Annotated in this window: 15 protein-coding genes; 6 read left to right on the top strand and 9 right to left on the bottom strand. The window is 70.9% G+C overall.

Annotation, left to right across the window (positions count from 1 at the left end; translation table 11 throughout):
• Positions 1-53: 53 nt before the first annotated feature.
• Positions 54-455: a LysR substrate-binding domain-containing protein gene (locus AC5R91_RS01775; protein WP_495395321.1), complete on the bottom strand. Its 402-nt coding sequence runs from the start codon at positions 453-455 to the stop codon at positions 54-56.
• 214 nt (positions 456-669) lie between these two features.
• Between AC5R91_RS01775 and AC5R91_RS01780 the strand changes: the two genes are divergently transcribed.
• Positions 670-1,266 (top strand): hypothetical protein, encoded by a 597-nt coding sequence (locus AC5R91_RS01780; protein WP_495395322.1) that lies wholly within the window; start codon positions 670-672, stop codon positions 1,264-1,266.
• A gap of 365 nt (positions 1,267-1,631) precedes the next feature.
• Positions 1,632-1,919, top strand: coding sequence for a hypothetical protein (locus AC5R91_RS01785; RefSeq protein WP_495395323.1), 288 nt, complete (start codon positions 1,632-1,634; stop codon positions 1,917-1,919).
• A gap of 2,710 nt (positions 1,920-4,629) precedes the next feature.
• On the opposite strand, the gene AC5R91_RS01790 is transcribed toward AC5R91_RS01785, so the two are convergent.
• From AC5R91_RS01790 to AC5R91_RS01800, 3 genes are all read right to left on the bottom strand, one after another.
• Complete coding sequence (locus AC5R91_RS01790) at positions 4,630-5,841, bottom strand: cytochrome P450 (RefSeq protein WP_495395324.1); 1,212 nt, start codon at positions 5,839-5,841, stop codon at positions 4,630-4,632.
• A gap of 138 nt (positions 5,842-5,979) precedes the next feature.
• Complete coding sequence (locus AC5R91_RS01795; RefSeq protein WP_495395325.1) at positions 5,980-6,315, bottom strand: DUF362 domain-containing protein; 336 nt, start codon at positions 6,313-6,315, stop codon at positions 5,980-5,982.
• Positions 6,316-6,720: 405 nt separating this feature from the next.
• A complete protein-coding gene (locus tag AC5R91_RS01800) occupies positions 6,721-7,770 on the bottom strand; it encodes an NAD(P)-dependent alcohol dehydrogenase (RefSeq protein WP_495395326.1) in 1,050 nt (349 codons plus the stop codon).
• A 195-nt stretch (positions 7,771-7,965) separates the two neighbouring features.
• On the opposite strand from AC5R91_RS01800, the gene AC5R91_RS01805 reads away from it, so the two are divergent.
• Positions 7,966-8,583, top strand: a complete 618-nt coding sequence (locus AC5R91_RS01805; RefSeq protein ID WP_495395327.1) for a TetR/AcrR family transcriptional regulator — start codon at positions 7,966-7,968, stop codon at positions 8,581-8,583.
• 532 nt (positions 8,584-9,115) lie between these two features.
• Complete coding sequence (locus AC5R91_RS01810; protein WP_495395328.1) at positions 9,116-11,518, top strand: PASTA domain-containing protein; 2,403 nt, start codon at positions 9,116-9,118, stop codon at positions 11,516-11,518.
• Positions 11,519-11,594: 76 nt separating this feature from the next.
• Here the strand turns inward: AC5R91_RS01810 and AC5R91_RS01815 are convergent, their stop codons facing one another.
• Positions 11,595-12,545, bottom strand: a complete 951-nt coding sequence (locus tag AC5R91_RS01815) for an SDR family NAD(P)-dependent oxidoreductase (protein ID WP_495395329.1) — start codon at positions 12,543-12,545, stop codon at positions 11,595-11,597.
• Positions 12,546-12,808: 263 nt separating this feature from the next.
• Here AC5R91_RS01815 and AC5R91_RS01820 point away from each other — a divergent pair, with 263 nt between their 5' ends.
• Positions 12,809-13,402, top strand: coding sequence for a TetR/AcrR family transcriptional regulator (locus AC5R91_RS01820; protein ID WP_495395330.1), 594 nt, complete (start codon positions 12,809-12,811; stop codon positions 13,400-13,402).
• A 12-nt stretch (positions 13,403-13,414) separates the two neighbouring features.
• On the opposite strand, the gene AC5R91_RS01825 is transcribed toward AC5R91_RS01820, so the two are convergent.
• Positions 13,415-14,617: a thiolase family protein gene (locus AC5R91_RS01825; RefSeq protein WP_495395331.1), complete on the bottom strand. Its 1,203-nt coding sequence runs from the start codon at positions 14,615-14,617 to the stop codon at positions 13,415-13,417.
• A gap of 51 nt (positions 14,618-14,668) precedes the next feature.
• Positions 14,669-15,064: a Zn-ribbon domain-containing OB-fold protein gene (locus tag AC5R91_RS01830; protein WP_495395332.1), complete on the bottom strand. Its 396-nt coding sequence runs from the start codon at positions 15,062-15,064 to the stop codon at positions 14,669-14,671.
• Between the two features lie 435 nt (positions 15,065-15,499).
• Between AC5R91_RS01830 and AC5R91_RS01835 the strand changes: the two genes are divergently transcribed.
• Positions 15,500-15,973, top strand: a complete 474-nt coding sequence (locus tag AC5R91_RS01835; protein ID WP_495395333.1) for an Lrp/AsnC family transcriptional regulator — start codon at positions 15,500-15,502, stop codon at positions 15,971-15,973.
• A 421-nt stretch (positions 15,974-16,394) separates the two neighbouring features.
• On the opposite strand, the gene AC5R91_RS01840 is transcribed toward AC5R91_RS01835, so the two are convergent.
• Together AC5R91_RS01840 and AC5R91_RS01845 are read right to left on the bottom strand one after the other, a co-directional pair.
• Positions 16,395-17,111 (bottom strand): hypothetical protein, encoded by a 717-nt coding sequence (locus AC5R91_RS01840; protein ID WP_495395334.1) that lies wholly within the window; start codon positions 17,109-17,111, stop codon positions 16,395-16,397.
• Positions 17,112-17,544: 433 nt separating this feature from the next.
• On the bottom strand, positions 17,545-18,249 hold the full coding sequence (locus AC5R91_RS01845; RefSeq protein ID WP_495395335.1) for a LuxR C-terminal-related transcriptional regulator: 705 nt from the start codon (positions 18,247-18,249) through the stop codon (positions 17,545-17,547).
• Between the last annotated feature and the right edge of the window lie 141 nt (positions 18,250-18,390).

An 18,390-nucleotide genomic window follows, 5' to 3' on the forward strand; every position in this document is an offset into this window, starting at 1 on the left:
TTGTCACCTCCGCTCAGGCTTGCTGCTGACCGGGGCGGCGGGCGGTACGGCCCTCAGGGCAGCAGCGCGCGCACGTGGGTGGGCAGCAGCCGGGTGTGCCGGGTGAGCAGGTCGAGGAAGGCCGCGCTGAGCACGTCGGGTTCGTCGCGCGCATAGGCGGCCAGCGGGCGGCGCAGCGGTGGATCGACCCGCAGGACCCGCCCGGCGAACGGATCGGGCACGATACTCGCCGGGACGAGGGCCGGGCCGAGCCCGGCGGCGAGGACCGGGGAGGCCGCGGTCTGCTCGGTGCGGACCGCGGCGCGGGGCCGGAACCCGGCGTCCGCGGCGGCCCGGTCCAACACGTCGGCGAGGCCGTGACCTGGGGCGTAGTGCACCCAGTCCCGGGTGGCGAGGCGGCTGAGCCCGACCTGGGTCGTCGCGGCGGGTACGGCCGGGTCGCCCGGCGGCAGCACGACGACGAACTCCTCCTCGCCGATCCGGCGACCGGCAAGTCCGTGCCGGTGGAATTGAAGCCCGACACTCGGGCGCAGATTAGAAGAGGACCAGGGAACTCGCCCGCTACGAGCAGGAGATGCAGGTGCCAGTAGGTTCTGGGCAGTTGTGGGTGTACCGCATCTCCCAAGACGGGACGATCTCATACCGTCGAGTACGATAGGCCGGAGCAGCATGAATCCCGACTTCAAGAAGTTGATTGACCGGTGCTGGACCTTTGTTTCCGATGAATACGGGTTTACGGCAAGGGGAAGAATGGCGATCCGCGAGGACGATCTTCTGCGATCAGTCTGTTTCCGCCCGTTGAAGACCGCAGGGCAAGGCGGCTATCAGTTCGATGCCCTGCTGTGTCTTGGACTGCCGAACGCCAGTTTCATCTCGGCAGATCGCGCAGAATGGGTTGTGTGCACTAATCTCGGATCAATCTATTCGAAACGGCATCCCAAGGGGATCTATCTAGAGTTGACTGGAGATGAGGAGGATGGAGAAGTGGCGGAGTTGGTCCTGGAAACCATTTCATTCATTGGCGACGAATTCCTGCTGAAAATTCGCGACATCGACGATTTGCTGCATCTACTGGAAGGTGATCGGGAGTGCAGACGACTTTCCATCTCCCCTCTAAATCCTCTTGGGAAACTGGAGATCTCGCTCTATTATCATCTGAAGCTGGGGAGAAGGGAAAAAGCTGAAGAGATTCGTGAAGCCGCTGTCCGGTATGCCCTTTCGAACAATCTTGAGTATGCTGTCGACGGTCTGAGATCGATGAAGTGAGTCACCCCTCCAGAACGTCGAACGACCCAAGAGGCCGAGGCGTTACGGTGTCTTCCGGGCCGGTGGAGAGCGTATTGGTAGAATGCGTGATCCCGAGGGCGACGTCATCGCAGCCATGGTGCCTGGCGAGAGCTGGGCGACGCTGACATACTCCGCGGCGATCTGGTCTCCTCGTTTCTCATCAGCGGATCGTCTGTTGACGAACAATCGGGCCAACGAACAATCGGGCCTGCGTCCTATCGAAACCACATTGCCGAGTTTGCAACGGCGGATGTGGCCGGCCAGGAATTTCTGGGCCTCTATCAGACGCTTGGCGTGGGTCAATTTCTACCGGGATCGGTGGGAGGCTCTGAGGAGGGAGATAAGTGCTACGTGAAGCCGTGAATGATTTGGTGGAAACCGGGCCACTGCCGGCAGAGGAAGGCGCGACTCCCGGAGATCTCGAGGAACTGGAGAAACTACTCCGTCAGATCTCCGCTCCCGTGTCGGACGAGGAGGTGCAGGCTCTTCTGGGGGTCTTCGGCCCGGATGGCTGCGTCGGGCTGGCATGGACTCTCCTCCACGTGATCGAATCTGCACCAGGCGCTCGTTCTGCCGATTACTCGAAGTTCCCAGGTCAGTGGGTGCAGCTTCTCGACGCACGCCGTCAGTAGTAGCAGTGCCTAATCCTGCGATGAGATCGAATGGCGATGGGATCGAGCGTGACGCGGCCAGTGAGAGGGTCGTGGGAGCCCGGCGCCGCGGGGCGGTGACGAGCGTCGAGGACGCAGCTCTTGCCACCGCCGTCGCGATCGGTGGCGTGCCCGCGGTCGGGTAGCCGGCCCTCGATGTGCCGCCGGAGGTTGACTAGTACTACAGCCCCAGTGGTCGGGATGTGATCTCTGCTCGGCGGACGGCGTGGCGCGTTAGGTGTCGCTGCCGCGGGTCTCTCGAAGTCCGATCGCTCCCACTCCTAGCGCAATCTGCTACCCGTTCGCGTGCCTCCGAAGACGTTCCCTGGACCCGGGACCCCAGCTTGCGCCGCTTGAACGCCCCATCGGCGGCGCCAAGCATTACCACCACCGGTCACGCGACCGCGCAGCGGAGAACTTCGACACGGCCATCGAGCCGACAGAAAGATCACTGAAACTGTAGTACTAGGAGCCCGTGTTCGCCAGGCAGTGTCGCGCGCGTCGGAGGGCGCAGAACACCTGATGGTCGGGTCTGCCTTCATGACCACTCATCACAGATCAACGGTCGTGATGAGGTAACGTGTTGATCCACTCGAGCTGGATTGGGCTGAGGGGCTGGGTCGGGCGGGTCGACTGGGGATGTGGTGCAGATTACTGGCGCGCGCCTCGATGGCTGGACAGAGGCCATGAACAGACTGTGTCTGAAGATTCCACCGAACCGGAACCGGGCGGAATCCCGACCCAGTGAATTAAAGATCAGCAGTCCGCAGTCTGCCCGCCTTGTCGGGCTCTTGACCTGGACGACCCGGCTCGGCGCGGACGCGGCACTGTTCGCCCCGGCCCCGCCGAGGACCGGGAAACGTGGCCGGCCCCGAACCAAAGGCGACCGGCTCGCCAGCCTGGCCCAACTCGCCGCCACCGCTGGCTTGGGGGGAGAGAGAACAATGTTGCGTAAAGCGGTGAAAGACCTGGTAGACGCTGGGCCACTTCCGGCGGAGGGAGGTGCGACCCCCGGTGGCCTGGAGGAACGAGAGAGTCTAGTGGGTCAGATCTCCGCTCCTGTATCGGACGAGAGGCGCAAGCCCTGCTGGGAGTCTTTGGCTCGGATGGATGTTTCGGCCTGGCATGGACTGTTCTCCACCTGATCGAGACCGCGCCAAATGCTCATTCGGCGGATTACTCGAATTTCTCGGAAAATGAGTGGGTGAAGCTTCTTGAGGCACGCCGTCGGAGCTGATAGGTCCTGGGTCGTGCGATGAGGCCGAATGGCGATTTGATTGAGATGGTTGCGGCCGGCGAGAGGCTCGTGGGGCCCCTCGCCGTGGGGGCGGTGACGGGCGCCGAAGATGCGGCCATCACCATTGATGGCGCGTCCACGGTTGGGCTACGGACCCTCGATGTGCTGCCGGAAGTTGACTACGGGCCACGATTTGGTGCCGTTGGACGTGGACGGTGCTTTCCGGGCTGGATAGGGCTGGGCAGCCGGACTGGCGCCAACCCGACGGTGACACCGTCGCCCCCGTAGCCAACCCGCACCCAGCGGGTGTCTCACCCGAGACTGACAGGGAGGGGCCTCGGGTTCCGCTATGAGGGCGGTCCTGGACGCGAGTGGGAGATCCCACACGGCCAGATTGACCTGTTCAACCGCCTGACGATATCCAGAGAGTGGTTCCACGCGCCATGGTAGAAGATCGAGATATCCACGAACTCCCGCCGGATCAACGGGGGGAGATCAATCCTGCACTGGTCGGGAGCGTCGTCGAGGTTCGGATCATGTGTGTCCATGCCTTCGGCGTGGGCGTTCAGCTAAGATCTGGCGGAGCCTATGGGCACGTGAACCCCCCTCGCGTGACAGACGACCGATTCACGGTAGAAGAGACCTCAGGGTATATCGGAGAGCTCCGGAGAGCTGTCGTCCTCGCGGTAACCCCGGGTCGGCAGCCCACTCTGACGATCCGACCGTCTGAAGTTCCCGAAGCCTGATCGACGTGCTGGCCCATCTCCGAATGGATTTGGGTCAGTACGTATCCCGCGCAAACTAATGGTCTTTGTCTGCGGGTAATTAGTGTTTCGATTCGGTCCCCCCTGAAGACACTTTGCGTCAAGTGAGGAACCTTCGTTCAATTTCAAGGCAGTCGCGTTGGGTGCCCAGGTGGCCACGCTGGCCGTCTGTGTCCGCCTGCGTTGCCGTCACGGTTGCCGTCATGAGAGGAGGCAGGCCCTTGAAGACGTACAGAAAGTCCTCATCGGGCTCGATCCACATCCGCCATTTTGTGATCTTGGTAGCTGGCGCGCCTGGATGGCCGGCGGACGGGTGTTCACGTCTTCTGCGCAACTTCGCGCACGCTTCTTGTGTTGGGTGCGTTGCTGCGCGCAATCTGGCTCATGGTGGTCGTGTCGTCTGGGTGATGGAGTGAGGCGCCCGCCACGACCGGAATCGAATCCCCGGCCGCCGCCCGCCGCCTCCCAACGGCGCGGTCCCTGCACCTGGCCAAGGTCGGTGAGGCCCAGGCAAACGCCGCCTCGTGCGGTGTCGGCCTCACCGGCGCGAGGCACGCCCCGGAATCGAGGGGCTGCGGCGGTTCCGCGGAACCGCCGACGGTCGGCGCCGGGATGGGCTCGGGTCCGTTCTACGACACGCCCGGCTCGGCCGGCAGGGCGCAGGCGCACACCGACACCTACCAGGGCCACTTCAGTGGGTACGGACGTCCAGCGGCAGCCGGGTGGCGCTGACCATCAGCCACGGGTTGCGGTGCTCGACCGGTACGTCCGTGGCCACGGCGATCTCACGGTAGCGCTCCAGCAGGATACCGAGGGCGATCCTCGCCTCCAGCCTCGCCAGCGGTGCGCCCAGGCAGAAGTGGATGCCGTGTCCGAAGGTGAGGTGGGGGTTGGCCGGGCGGTGGATGTCGAAGCGGTCGGGATCCCCGAACACCCGCTCGTCGCGGTTGGCCGCCGTCAGCCAGGTGATGATGAGATCCCCGGCTGGTATCACCGCCTCGCCCACCTCGGCGTCGGTGGTCGCCCTCCTGGCCAGCCGCGGGAAGGGGGTACGTACTCGCAGTACCTCCTCGATCGCCGCGGGCAGCAGCGTCGGGTCCGCTCGCACCTGCGACGCGGCGTCCGGATGCTCGTCGAAGCACAGGACCGTGTTGCCCAGCGTCGCGGTGGTGGTGACATGCCCGGCGAGCAGCAGCAGCCCGACGAAGCCGACGATCTCGGTGTCGTCGAGGCGGCGCCCGTCGACCTCCGCCTGCACGAGCCTGCTGGTCAGGTCGTCTCCGGGTCTGGCCCGGCAGGCCCGGATACGGTCGAGGAGGTAGCCGTTCATCTCGCGCATCGTCGGCGCGGACCGCCGCACCGCCTCCGCGCTGAGCCGGGGCAGCGATGTGTCCGGTTCGACGTTCCCCCGGTCGAACAGGGCGTCGGCCCAGCGCCGGAACACCGGCCGGTCGGACGTCGGGAGGCCGAGCAGCTCGGCGATCACCATGACCGGCAACGGATACGCCAGGTCATCGATCAGATCAAGACGCTCGCCGCGGTCGCCGCCACTCGCGTCGAGCAGCCCGCGGGTCACCTCGGCGATCCGTGGGGCGAGCCCGGCCACCGTCCTCGGCGTGAACGCCTGGCTGACCAGGCCGCGCAGCCGGCGGTGGCGTGGTGGGTCCATCCGCACGAAGTTCCCCTGCTGGAACAGCTCCATGTCCTGCTGGCGCGGCATCAGATCGCCGAGGTCGGACGAGAAGGTCCCGGGGTCCGCCAGCACCCTGCTGCCTTCCGGGTGCCCGAGCACCTGCCAGCACTGCTGTCTGTCGTCGTGGTGGACCTGGCCGCGCCGGCGCGCCCGCTCCAGCCAGGCCAGCAGGTCCGGCAGCGAGTACGCTCGCACGTCGGTGGTGGGCACCCCCTCGTCGTCCCCGTCGGGCCCACGTCCCACACCCGCGCGGCGAGGTTGCGCGGGTGTGGGACGCCACCCGCCTTCGTGACGGATGCCGCGCCCTGGCGGACCCGCCGAGGCGTCAGCGGGCCGTCCGCGGGCGGGTCACTTCTCGTAGCCGGCCACGAACGGGGTGTCGGCCTTGATCTTGCCGAGGCGGGTGGCGCCGCCGGGCTCGCCGAGCGGCTCGTCGCGGCCGGGCAGGACCTCGTTGAAGAACGCCGCCTCGCTGTCGATGAACTCCTTGTCCTTCGCCTTCACCCGGTCGTCGCTGAGGGCCGCGCCGACGGGGCAGGAGACCGCGCAGGCGCCGCACTCGGTGCACTCGTCGGGGTTGATGTACATCTTGCGGTCGCCCTCGTAGATGCAGTCGGCCGGGCAGCCCTCCAGGCAGGAGCCGTCCTTGACATCAATGCACGCCGCGGTGATGACGTATGGCATGGGAGCCCTCATTTCCGGATCGACGTTGCGGGCCGCTGCTGGGCGGTCGGCAATCGCGTGGCTGGCCTACGACTTTCGTTCCGGCTGGTAAGCCGGGGCGGGTGCCGTGCGGCGAACCCGAAAGGAATCGTAGCGGCCAGGGCGAGGTCGAAACGGCGCGCGCTGTGAATCTCATGTAAACAAATAGCGCGCGGGAAAGGTGACGTCGATATTCCTCAGGGCCAGAAAAACAATGATGCCAAGGATAATGTCGACGATGAAGTTTTCCTGGCTCTTTTCCTGCCGCGTCGGGTCGAGGCGCAGGTCAGCGCGGCCGGCCGCGCCGGTCCGGAACGGTGTCCGGCGCCGGCGCGGCCGGCCGGTCCGAGGCTGTTCCCCGGTCCGAGGCTGTTCCCCGGTTCGGGGCTATTCCTGGGTCAGGGTGGCGATGTCGATGACGAACCGGTAGCGCACGTCGCTGCGCAGCACCCGCTCGTACGCCTCGTCGACCTCGTCGGCGCCGATGAGCTCGATCTCCGGGGCGATGCCGTGCTCGGCGCAGAAGTCGAGCATCTCCTGGGTCTCGCGGATGCCCCCGACGCTGGAACCGGCGAGGCTGCGCCGCCCGCCCAGCAGCGAGAACACGCTGAAGGAGCTCGCCTCGGGCGGCGCGCCCAGGTTGACCATCGTGCCGTTGATGCGCAGCAGGCCGAGGTAGGCGTCCAGCGGCAGGTTTGCCGACACGGTGTTGATGATCAGGTCGAACGAGCGGCGCAGCGTCTTGAACGTCGCCTTGTCGCCGGTGGCGTAGTAGTGGTCGGCGCCGAGGCGCAGGCCGTCCTTCTCCTTGCTCAGGGTCTGGCTGAGCACGGTCACCTCGGCGCCGAGCGCATGGGCGATCTTGACGGCCATATGGCCGAGGCCGCCCATGCCGACGACGGCGACCTTCGTGCCGGGACCGGCGTTCCAGTGCCGCAGCGGCGAGTAGACGGTGATCCCGGCGCACAGCAGCGGGGCCGCCGCGTCGAAGGGCAGCGCCTCGGGGATGCGCACGACGAAGTGCTCGGTGACGACGACGCTCTGGCTGTAGCCGCCGTAGGTGGTCTCGCCGTCGTAGCCCTTGCCGTTGTACGTCGGCACCGCGCCCTTGAGGCAGTACTGCTCCTCGTCGGCCTCGCACGCCTCGCACTCGCCGCACGAGTCGACGAAGCAGCCCACGCCGACCCGGTCGCCGACGGCGTACTTCGTCACCGCCGGGCCGACCGCGGCGACCACACCGGCGATCTCGTGGCCGGGGACGAGCGGGTAGGTGCCCCGGCCCCACTCCTCCTTGGCCTGGTGGATGTCGCTGTGACAGATGCCGGCGAACTTGATGTCGATGAGGACATCACGGTCGCGCAGCTCGCGGCGCTCGACCGTCGAGCGCTCGAACTTGGCGCCCGCGGCGGGGACGACCAGCGCTGCGGTGGTTGCCATGGAACTCCCTCGCGCCCTCGCCGCCCCGGGCGGGTGCGCCGCGGGAGTGCGGTGAGGGCAGTAATGGTCATGGTGTGACGCGGACGAAAACCTGCGAACGCCCCCGGGACCGGCACCCCGGTCCCACAATGTAAGAGCGCACTCACTTCGATTGTATGGTGCACAGACGTCCAGGCGTCGGGACCGGAGGCGGCAATGATGGAGCCGGGCCGGACCTCGTACCACCACGGCGATCTGGCGGCCGCGCTGGTGGACGGCGCCCTCGACCTGATCGCCGAGGGCGGCCTGGCGGCGTTCTCGGTCGCCGCGGTCGCCCGCCGCGTCGGGGTGAGCTCGGCGGCACCGTACCGGCACTTCCCCGACCGCGACAGCCTGCTCGCGGCGGCCGCCGCGGCGGCGGCGGGCCAGCTCACCGGGCAGGTGCGCGCGGCCGCGGACTCCGCCGGCGCCGATCCGGTGCAACGGCTGGCCGCCACCGCCGGCGCCTACACCAGGTTCGTCATCGAACGACGCGCCGGGATGGACGTCCTGTTCGCCCCGGGGCTGGCGGGCAGCCGCCACCCGCAGCTCGGCGCGCAGACCAGGGCCCTGCTCGACACGCTGCTCCCGCTGGTGCTGGCCCTGCCCGGGGTGCCGAGCTACCGCGACGCGCTCATCCTCGTCGAGCAGCATCTCGCCCAGGCCCACGGGCACGCCGTGTTCCACCTCGACGGTGTGTTCGCCCAGCACCGGCGCAGCGTCGACCAGGCCGCCGCCGCGTCCGTCGCCACGACCCGGATGCTGGTCGCCGGCCACGCCGCCGGGCGCCGCTGACCGGGTGGGGGTACCCGATGTCGGGTCGCCGGCCACCCGTTCGTGGGACGTGCGGGACATTACCGGCCTGGGCTCGGTGGCTCGGCGACGGCTGATGCTCTCGCCGTGATTTCCGTCAAGATTTCCGCCGATCGGCCGGGTCCTGAGGTATCGGGCGCGGAAATGCGCCGCGTCGGCCGCCGGGATCGGCGCAGACAATGACAACCGGTGTCCCACCGGTGGTATGAGGGCGGCCGGCGCCGCGCCCGGTGGCCCGTTCCGCCACCCCCGGTGCCGCAGGCGTCACCACGACCGCCGCGCCGGCCCCCGCGGGCACGCCGCATCGACAGCTCAGCTGGCCGTTTCGGGCCAGGTCGGGGCCCCTGCGGGGAGTTGCGTCGGTGACATCGGGCCGTTGTCGGCGCCCGCCGACGCGGGGGGAACAGCGCCGCCGGCGGTGTCGAGTAGGCGATAGGGACGACCGGGAGGACGCGCGGTCACCGACAATTCAGCAGGCGCCCTGTGCCCGATTTTCGCTCGGCCGTAGGGAGAAATGGTGGATGCGCGCGAGAACGTCGACGAGGTGACCGAGCCGCGGGAAACAACGACCGGGCTCGCCACCCGCCCGGACCCGCTGCGCCCCGGCGATCCGCGCGAACTCGGCGATTACCGGATTCTCGGCCGCCTCGGCGAGGGCGGCATGGGCACCGTCTTCCTCGGCCGGGGCCGCGACACCGGCCTGGTCGCGGTGAAGGTCATCCGCGCGGACGTCGCCCGCATTCCCCGCTACCGCGACCGGTTCCGGCGGGAGGCCGCGGTGGCCCGCCGCGTCGCCCGCTTCTGCACCGCGGAGGTCCTCGACGTCGTCGACCCGCCGGACGGGCAGCCCTACCTCGTCACCGAGTTCGTCGACGGCCCGACGCTGGCCCGCGCCGTCGCCACCCACGGCCCGCTGGGCTCGGCCGACCTGGAACGCGTCGCGGTCAGCGTCGCCGCGGCGCTGACCGCCATCCACGGCGCGGGCCTGGTGCACCGCGACCTCACCCCGACGAACGTGCTGCTGTCCCCGTTGGGCGCGAGGGTGATCGACTTCGGGCTGGCCCGGGTCACCGACGAGGCGCCGAGCGGGCCGTCGGGTCGGGTCGCGGGAACGCCGGCGTTCATGTCGCCCGAGCAGGCCCGCGGCGAGACCGTGACGAACGCCGCCGACATCTTCTCCTGGGGCGGCCTGGTGATCTTCGCGGGCAGCGGGCGCAAGCCGTTTGGTGACGGCCCGACGTCGGCCCAGCTACGCCGGGTTCAGCACGCCGACCCCACCCTCGGCGACCTTGATCCGGCGCTGGCCGCCGTGGTGCGCGCGGCGATGCGCCGGGAGCCGGCCGGCCGGCCCACCGCCGAGGAGCTGCTGCGCCGCCTCGTGCGCCCCGGCGACGCCGCGGAGACGATCGTCACCAGCCCGCTGGACATCCTGCCGCCCCGGCTGGGCCCGAGTACCTCGCCGTCCACCTCGCTCGCGGTCTCCCGAACCTCGTCGGCCGGACCTGCGCGGTCGGGGTCGAGGCCCGGCCCCGGGTTGGCGGCGTCGCAATCCAGCTCAGCCTCCGGGGCGGCGGCCTCGGGGGCGAGGTCCGGCGCCGCGCCTGCGGGGGTGGGGGCGGGAAGAAGACCGGGCTTTGCGACGGGATTGGCGTTGGCACGGTCCGAACCGGTGCCCGGCGGGGGAGTCCGCGTCGCGTCCGATCGGGCGCCGGCCACCCCCGGCAAGTCCATGCCCCCGGGTGTATCCGCGCCTCCGGGAGGATCCGCGCCTCCGGGTGTATCCGCGCCCTCCGGCGGACCGGTGCCCGGAGTCGAGGCGACGACGCCGGACCTGGCGCCGGTCGCCGTGATGCCCGACCCGGCGACCGGCCCGCTGGACCTGGTGCTGGCGGGCGCCGCTGGTTGCGCCGGCGATCCGGGGTCGGCGGGCCGGCGGCGCGTGCGGCTGATCACCGCCGTGGCCGGCGCCGTGATCGCGACCGCGCTGCTGGTCATCGGACTGCTCGTGCACGCCCGCGGCGGACCCGCCCGCGCCACCGCGATGGCGGCAGGCCAGGTCGCCGCGCCCGGCGCAACGGCCGCGATCCACAACGTCAGCCCCGCCACCACCACCCGACCGGCCACCCGACCGGTCGGCGATCGCGGCGACCCCGGTGACGGCGGCGACGCCGGCACCGGCGCGTCGACGAGCGCACCCGATCCCGCCGCGTCCACCGATCCCGCCGACGCCTCGCCGCCCACGGGCGAGATCACCGTCCCGTACGTGGTCGGCCAGGACGCCGCCGCGGCCGAGATCGTCCTGCGCGCGACCGGCTTCGACACGGTCGAGCGCGCCTACCGGGCCGGCGGCGGCGCCCGCGGCACCGTCGTCGCCACCGACCCGTCGCCCGGGACGAGGCACGCCCGCGACGCTACCGTGACCCTGACCGTGTCGTCAGGGCCGAGCACGGTCACGGTGCCCGAGGTCGTCGGGCAGGGCGCCGCGGATGCCCGCGCGATGTTGCGCGCTGTCGGCCTCGTCGTCGTGGAGCGGGTCAACTCGGGCCCGTCCACCGCCGACGCCGGGCAGGTGGACGAGGTCACGCCGAGCGCGAACACCCGGGTGGCGGCCCACAGCACCGTCACCATCACCGTGGCCAGCGACACGGTGACGGTGCCCGATCTGCACGGCCGTCCGGCGGGGGAGGCGGAGCGGACCCTGACCGACCTCGGCCTCACCGTCGTCCAGCACCCCCGGACCGGGGACGATCCGCCCGGCACGGTCATCGGGCAGACCCCGGCGCCGGGCGGTGTTCCCCGGGGGTCGACCGTCACCCTCGACGTCGCCCGCCCCACCGCGACCGGCTCGCCGAGCCCTCCCGCCGCGATCGGGGGACCGGGCCCGTCGACCGCGTCCTCCCCGCCGACCTCGCCCTGACCGCCGACGGTTGACCGCCGACGGTTGGCCGCCGACGGTTGGCCGCCGACGGTTGGCCGGCGGCGGGGCGGCGCGGTCAGCCGGCCAGGGTGGCGAGGCTGACGTCCCACAACTGGGCGGCCGAACGCGGGTCGAGAGCGTAGTCCGCCACCCCGGTGCGGGTGCCCGGCTGGTTCGGGCCGGCCTCGTTGCAGTCCTCGAAGTACCGGCCGCTGACCCCGTCGACCAGCGGCGACGCGGCGAGCAGCACCGAGGTCGACGCCCCCTGCTCGGGCGACTTCCAGGAGATGCCCCCGCCGCTCGCGCCGGCGGCGCTCTGGGCCCGCAGCCGGTCGAGCTCGGCGTCGGTGACGTGGCGCTGCAGCTTCGTGCGGATGCCGCCGGGCATGAGTGCGTTGACCGCGATGCCGTCGTCCGTCCACCGCCGGGTCGCCTCGACGGCGAACAGCACGTTGGCGGTCTTCGACTGCCCGTACGCCGACCACGGCTCGTACGGCCGCGCGAGGAAGTGGATGTCGTCGAAGACGACGTCGGAGCGCAGGTGCGCACTCGAGCTCACCGACACCACCCGGGCGCCGCCGGCCGCGGCCAGCGCCGGGCGCAGGCCCGTCGTCAGCGCGAAGTGCCCGAGGTGGTTGGTGGCGAACTGCAGCTCCCAGCCCTGCGCCGTGCGGGTCTCCGGCGCGGCCATCACCCCGGCGTTGTTGACCAGGACGTGCAGCGGGCCCTGCCAGCCGCTGACGAACGCGGCGACGGAGGCGGGCTGCGCGAGGTCGAGCGGGGCGACGGTGACGTGCTCGTTCCCGGTCGACGCGGTGATGTCGGCGGCCACGCGGGCACCGGCGTCAAGGTCACGGACCGTGATCGTCACCTGGGCGCCCGCGCCGGCGAGTGCCCGTGCCGTCTCGACACCGATGCCCGAGGACGCGCCGGTCACGACGGCGCGCCGGCCGGACAGGTCGACCTCCGCCAGCACCTCGGCGGCGGTCGAGGTCGCGGAGAACGGTGTGGTGATCAGAGTGCTCACAGTAATGATCTTCCTGTGTGCTCGGCGGATCCGGGCGGAAGCCCGGCCGATATGATGGCGGCGGGACGGCCGCGGCGGCGACCCGTCCGGGCCTGGCCGCGCGGGCCTGCGGAACACTCGGTCGGTTCCGGTGGGGGCGAAGCTCCCGGCTCGCGAAGCCCAGCCTAAGTGGAGCCGCCTCCACTTAGCAACTTAGCAACGTGGTGACCGAGCGTTCCTGGCCGCGGGACGGTCCGCCCCACCTGACCGCGGGGAGGAGAGCGATGCCGGCGCACGGCAGGACCAGGCCGTTGCGGGCCGACGCCCGCCGCAACCGCGACCAGGTCCTCGACGCCGCCCTGCGGGCCTTCTCCGCGGGCGGTCCGGGCGTGCCGCTGGAGGCCGTCGCGCGGGACGCCGGGGTCGGTATCGCCACCCTCTACCGGCACTTCCCGACCCGCGAGGCGCTCGTCGAGGCGGTCTACCGCGCCGAGCTCGGCCGGCTGTGCGACGCGGCGCCGGCGCTGCTGGACCGTCTGCCGCCGGCCGCGGCCGTCCGCGCCTGGATGGACGCCTTCCTCGACTACACCACCGCCAAGCGGGGGATGGCCGACGCGCTGCGGGCCGTCATCGCCTCCGGCAGCGATCCGTTCGCCCACACCCGCGAGCGGATGGTCGCCGCCGTCACCTCCCTGCTCGCCGCCGGGGCCGCCGTCGGGACCGTCCGCGCCGACGTGGACCCGGTCGACGTGCTCACCGGGCTCGCCGGCGTCACCCTCGCCGCCGGCGAACCCGCCCAGCGTGCGCAGGCGGGGCGCCTGCTCGACCTGTTCATGGACGGCCTGCGCCCCCGGGCCGCCCCACCGCGGCGGCCCTGAGGGGCGGGTGGGTCAGGCGGCGGCGCGTTCGAGGATGTGCACCCCGCAGGCCGAACCCAGCCCGATCACGTGGGCCAGGCCGACGCGGGCCCCGGGGATCTGCCGGTCGCCGGCCTCACCGCGCAGGTGGGTCGCCACCTCCCAGATGTTCGCGATGCCGGTCGCCGAGATCGGATGCCCCTTGGACTCCAGCCCGCCGGAGACGTTCACGGGCGTCGACCCGTCCCGCCAGGTCGCACCCGAGTTGAAGAAGTCCACCGCGCCGCCCTCCGGGCACAGCATCAGGTTGTCGTAGTGGACCAGCTCGGCGGTGGCGAAGCAGTCGTGCAGCTCGACGAGGTCGAGGTCCTCCGGGTCGACGCCGGCGGCGTCGTAGGCGCGCCGCGCGGCGTTGCGGGTCAGCGTGTTGACGTTCGGCAGCACCTGGCAGGCCTCCTCCCACGGGTCGGTCGTCAGCACCGAGGCGGAGATCTTCACTGCCCGGCGGCGCTGCTCGGGCGCCAGGGTCTTCAGCGCGGCGCCGGTGACGAGCACCGCGGCCGCCGCCCCGTCGCAGTTCGCCGAGCACATCGGCCGGGTGTTCGGGTAGGAGATCATGACGTCGTTCATGATCTCGTCCAGGGTGAACCGGCGCTGGTAGGAGGCCAGCGGGTTCAGCGTCGAGTGGGCGTGGTTCTTCTCGGAGATCCGGGCGAACAGCTCGAAGCTCGTGCCGCCGTAGCGGTGGCCGTACTCCATGCCGATCTGGGCGAAGACCCCGGGCATCGTCTCGGTGCCGATGCGCCCGTCGAGCGGGCCGACCGCGCCATACCGGCCCTGCGGCGCCCAAGTGGCGGAGTCGCCCGCCCGCTCGCCGCCGGCGAGCAGCCCCGCGCCGGCGAGCTTCTCCACGCCGACGGCGAGCCCGAAGTCCGCCTCCCCGGCGCGCAGCGCCATGTGGACGACGCGGACGGCGGTCGCCCCCGTCGCGCAGGCGTTGGCCACGTTGTAGACGGGGATGCCGGTCTGGCCCACCTGCTTCTGTAAGGCCTGGCCGATCCCGCCGCCGCCGCGCAGGTTGCCGGCGGCGAGGACGCCGATCTCCCGCATGGTGATCCCGGCATCCGCGATCGCGTTCATGGTCGCCTCGGCGGCCAGGTCGATCAGGTCGGAGTCGGGGTGCTTGCCGAACCGCGTCATGCTGATGCCGAGGATCCACACGTCGTCGCTTGCCATGTCGTTTCTCCTGCCGAAGGTGTGGGGCGGGTTCCCGGGACGCCGAGGGCCTCAGGGACGGGGCTCGAACCCGAAGCTGATCGCCTCGGTGCCGGCCTGGTCGACGCCGACCGGGGTGAGCGCGAGGCGCACCTTCATTCCCAGGCGCACCGCCTCGGGCGTGGGCTCGACGTTGATGAGGTTGGCGCGCACGCTCGTGCCGGCGCAGTCCACCGTCGCCGACACGAACGGCACGGGCACCCCCGGGGCGGCGTGGGCGACGATCGTGAACGCGCGCACCTCGCCCTCGGTGGGGACATCCACCTGCGTGAAGGAGGTGCCGAAACAGCTCGCGCACGCATTGCGCCGGTCGAAGAAACGCGCGCCGCACGCGGTGCATTCGCGGGCGACCAGGTGCGGTCGTTCACCCAGGACCAGATAGTCGACGAACGGGACGGTCTGCGGCACGGGGGTGCTCCTCACAGGTCGGATTCCGTCCCCGGCCGGCCGACCGGCGGACGCGTGGGTGGTCCGCCGCGGGACGGGCCGTGGTGGTGGCGGCGGATCCCACCCCGGCCACGGCCTCTGGGGCGCGCCCCACCGATCACCATCCATCCTCTGTGGGCTTACCATCCGCCCCAGGCAGCGGCAACCGGTCCGCCGTCCGGTCGCCCGCGGCGCGGCGCCAGCGCGGCGCGGCGTGGCGCACCGGATCCGGCCCGAAAGTGCCAGATACGCACATCACGTAATCCCTCCGTCCGCGTTTTCCCTGGTCGCGGGTTCCCCGGACGATACCCACTCGGCACAACCCGCCCGATACCGGGACATGTTGCTACGATGTCGCGACCGTAATAAATACTCCGAGGGCGGGTCATCAATGCCCTGACGGCGAGGGGAATCGGCTTGGACGAGCTCGACCGGGCCTTGTTGCGCCTGTTGCAGCAGAATGGCCGGCGGACCAACCGGGATCTCGCCCTGGCCACCCATGTGGTGCCCTCGACCTCCCTGCAGCGGGTGCGCGCGCTGGTGGAGCGGGGCATCATCAGCGGGTTTCGCGCCGAGGTCGATCTCGCCGCGATCGGCCGGCCGGTGCAGGCCCTGATATCCGTGCGGGTCAGGCCGCCCTCCCGACCGGTGATCGAGGCTTTCCGCGCCTGGGCGGCCGACCTCGCCGAAACGGTGAGCCTGTTCTCCACGACCGGAACCTTCGATTTCCTCCTGCACGTCGCGGTGCCGGACGTCGACGGGCTCTACCGCCTCGTCATCGACCGCCTCACCGCCCGGCCCGAGGTCTTCGACGTGCGGACCAGCCTGGTGTTCGACCACCGCCGCTCGGCCACGATCGAGCCGATCGAACCGGCCGACCCCGCCGAATAGCGCAGCCTCGACCATCGCGGACCGGGTTCGGCCGCGGTGGCTTCGCCCGTCCGAGGCCGCCCGGCCGCGCTGTGCCGTGCTGTGCTGTGCTGTGCCTGATTCTCGCGGCGCCGACCGGGCGCAGTACGCCGCGTCTGATTGCGCCAAGGCCGCCGGCGGTCATCGTCGCGGCACCGGTGAGAGGGGATGGTCAACAGCTCGGCCGGGGCGGTGGCTACGCTGCGGGCGTGGCCGATCGGGACATTAGCCGCGGGTACGACGACGACCCCGCAAAGGGCGGCGGCACCGGGACCGGACAGGTGGGCGGTGGCCGTTCCTCCGTGCGGCACCTGTCGCATGCCTACCGCGAACTGTCCGCCCGTTACCGGTCCGGCGCGGACACCCCGCCCGACGGCGCGCTGACCGCCGACCACGTGCGGGCCTACGTCGCCGCCCGGCTGCCGGCCACCCTCACGGTCAGCCGCGCGGTGCTGGCCAACCCCGCGGAGGTCGTGATCGTGAACGGGAACGAGGTGGCCGCGGCGGCGTCCTTCACCACCAGCGACTCCTTCACCCCGGTGGAAAGCACCGTGTAGACGAGGGTGACGCCGGGCAGGGCGTCCGCGTAGGTGATCGTCGCGCCGTCGACGACTCCCCTGGCGGTGGCGCCGTCGAGCTGGAGGCCCACCCAGCGACCGCCGCGCGAGACGCGGATCGGGCCGTCGGCGAGGGTGCCCGGGAACTGGGCGTCGTAGCCGGCGGCCTTCGCCTGCCAGGCGAAGCCCTTCATGGTGGAGGCGACGAGCGTGGTGTCGATCGGCTGCCAGGCGCCGTGGGCGTCCCGGTAGTTGATCGGCGAGGAGGAGACCTCGGTCCGGTACACGCCCTGCGTCGTCTCGACCGTCCGTGACGTCGCTGTGCGTAGGCCCGGGAGCTCGCGGGCGACCGGTTTGCCGCTCGCCCCGCCGGGCGGGGCGGGTCGCACCGAGCCCTCGGTGGGCGGCTTGGTGAACGTCGGGGGTGGCGCGGCGCTGGCCGCCGCCGGAATCAGGACCGGAAGGGCGAGACTCGCGGCGGCGACCATGCCCGCGGTGACCGCGGTGACCGCGGTGACCGCGGCGAGCCGGCGCCGGAGGGTGCGACGTCGATGTTTTCGCAATGCGACTCCCAGGTTCTGCCCGTTCCCGGGAGCGCCGACAGAGCTGACCCGACCTGGCCCACCCGAGCGGTCGGCGGGTCAACGCAGGGCCAAAGTCGGACTGGCGCATGCGCGATACCCGGCCAACTGCGCAGTGGTTTGGCCTGACGGATAGCGGGCACCGGGAAGGGGGAGGGCCGGAACGGAAAGAACCTCGGCAATCGTGGAACATGATCCGAATACCGCGCATCGGCCGCTCGGAGGAACTTCGAGCCGGCGGGCTCCACCGGTCAGGGGTTTGTCTCCGCCGTTGTATCCGCCTCTTCTACTCCGGGCGGAGGAGAACTGCGGCCATGCGAAAGGGACCGTCCGGGCCGCGGGCGGCGGGCGGCGGTCGCCATGACGGTCCTACGCGCGGAATAAGAGGCCGGCGAAAGAGGTTCGGGGGCCCGGCTCAGCTTGCGATGTTCGGGTACAGGTCGGCCTCGGCCATCAGGCGCGCGATCCGGGCTGCCTGCACCCGTGACGGAACGCCCAGCTTTCCGAGCAGCGACTGCATATGCGTTTTGACCGTGGTGGGGCTCACGCCGAGGATGCCGGCGATTTCGGCGTTGGACCGGTCGGCGACCACGAGCAGTCCGAGCACCTCGCGTTCCCGGCGGGTCAGCCGGTCCACCCGCGCGGCCAGGGCCGTCGGCATCGGCGTGAAGGTGCGCCGCAGCCGGGTGGTGAGGATCTCCGCCGCGCGTGGGCTGAGCACGGTCCCGTCGCCCGCCGCCACATCGCGCACCGCGGAACCCAGCCGGCCGGAGTGCAGTTCGTCCTTGAACACGAAGCCGCTGGCCCCTGCCACCAGGGCGGTGAGGACGTGGCGCTCGCTGCGTGGCCCGGCCGCGAGGAGAAGGACTCCCGTGCCGGCCAGGGCGGGGTCGGACATGATCATCCTGGTGGCGGCGAGTCCGTCCAGTTCGGGCATCGTGCAGTCCATCACCGCCACCCTGGGGTGGTGGCGGCGGACCGCGCGGACCGCCGCCGCGCCGTCGGCGGCGTCGGCGACCAGGCGTAGCCCGCGTTCCGTCACGAGAAGGTCCCGCAGGCCCGCGCGGGCGAGATAGTCGCCGTCGGCCAGCACGACGGACACGGTTTCAACGGTCCGCATCGCCGGCCTCCCCCAGGCGGCGGGCGGCGGGCGGCGGGCGGCGGGCGGCGGGCCCGTCGAGGCAAAAGACCTGGTCACGGAGGATCCGCGGAGCGGCGGGGTGACGGCGGGTCGTCGACATTCCGTGGGCGCTTTCACCCG

The sequence above is a fragment of the Frankia sp. BMG5.60 genome, from assembly GCF_059428125.1.

Excerpts from the sequence above, each read along its gene's own strand:
- AC5R91_RS01780 (WP_495395322.1), top strand. The coding sequence starts at position 670 with ATGAATCCCGACTTCAAGAAGTTGATTGACCGGTGCTGGACCTTTGTT.
- AC5R91_RS01795 (WP_495395325.1), bottom strand. The coding sequence starts at position 6,315 with ATGCCATACGTCATCACCGCGGCGTGCATTGATGTCAAGGACGGCTCC.
- AC5R91_RS01800 (WP_495395326.1), bottom strand. The coding sequence starts at position 7,770 with ATGGCAACCACCGCAGCGCTGGTCGTCCCCGCCGCGGGCGCCAAGTTC.
- AC5R91_RS01805 (WP_495395327.1), top strand. The coding sequence starts at position 7,966 with ATGATGGAGCCGGGCCGGACCTCGTACCACCACGGCGATCTGGCGGCC.
- AC5R91_RS01810 (WP_495395328.1), top strand. The coding sequence starts at position 9,116 with ATGGTGGATGCGCGCGAGAACGTCGACGAGGTGACCGAGCCGCGGGAA.
- AC5R91_RS01820 (WP_495395330.1), top strand. The coding sequence starts at position 12,809 with ATGCCGGCGCACGGCAGGACCAGGCCGTTGCGGGCCGACGCCCGCCGC.
- AC5R91_RS01825 (WP_495395331.1), bottom strand. The coding sequence starts at position 14,617 with ATGGCAAGCGACGACGTGTGGATCCTCGGCATCAGCATGACGCGGTTC.
- AC5R91_RS01845 (WP_495395335.1), bottom strand. The coding sequence starts at position 18,249 with ATGCGGACCGTTGAAACCGTGTCCGTCGTGCTGGCCGACGGCGACTAT.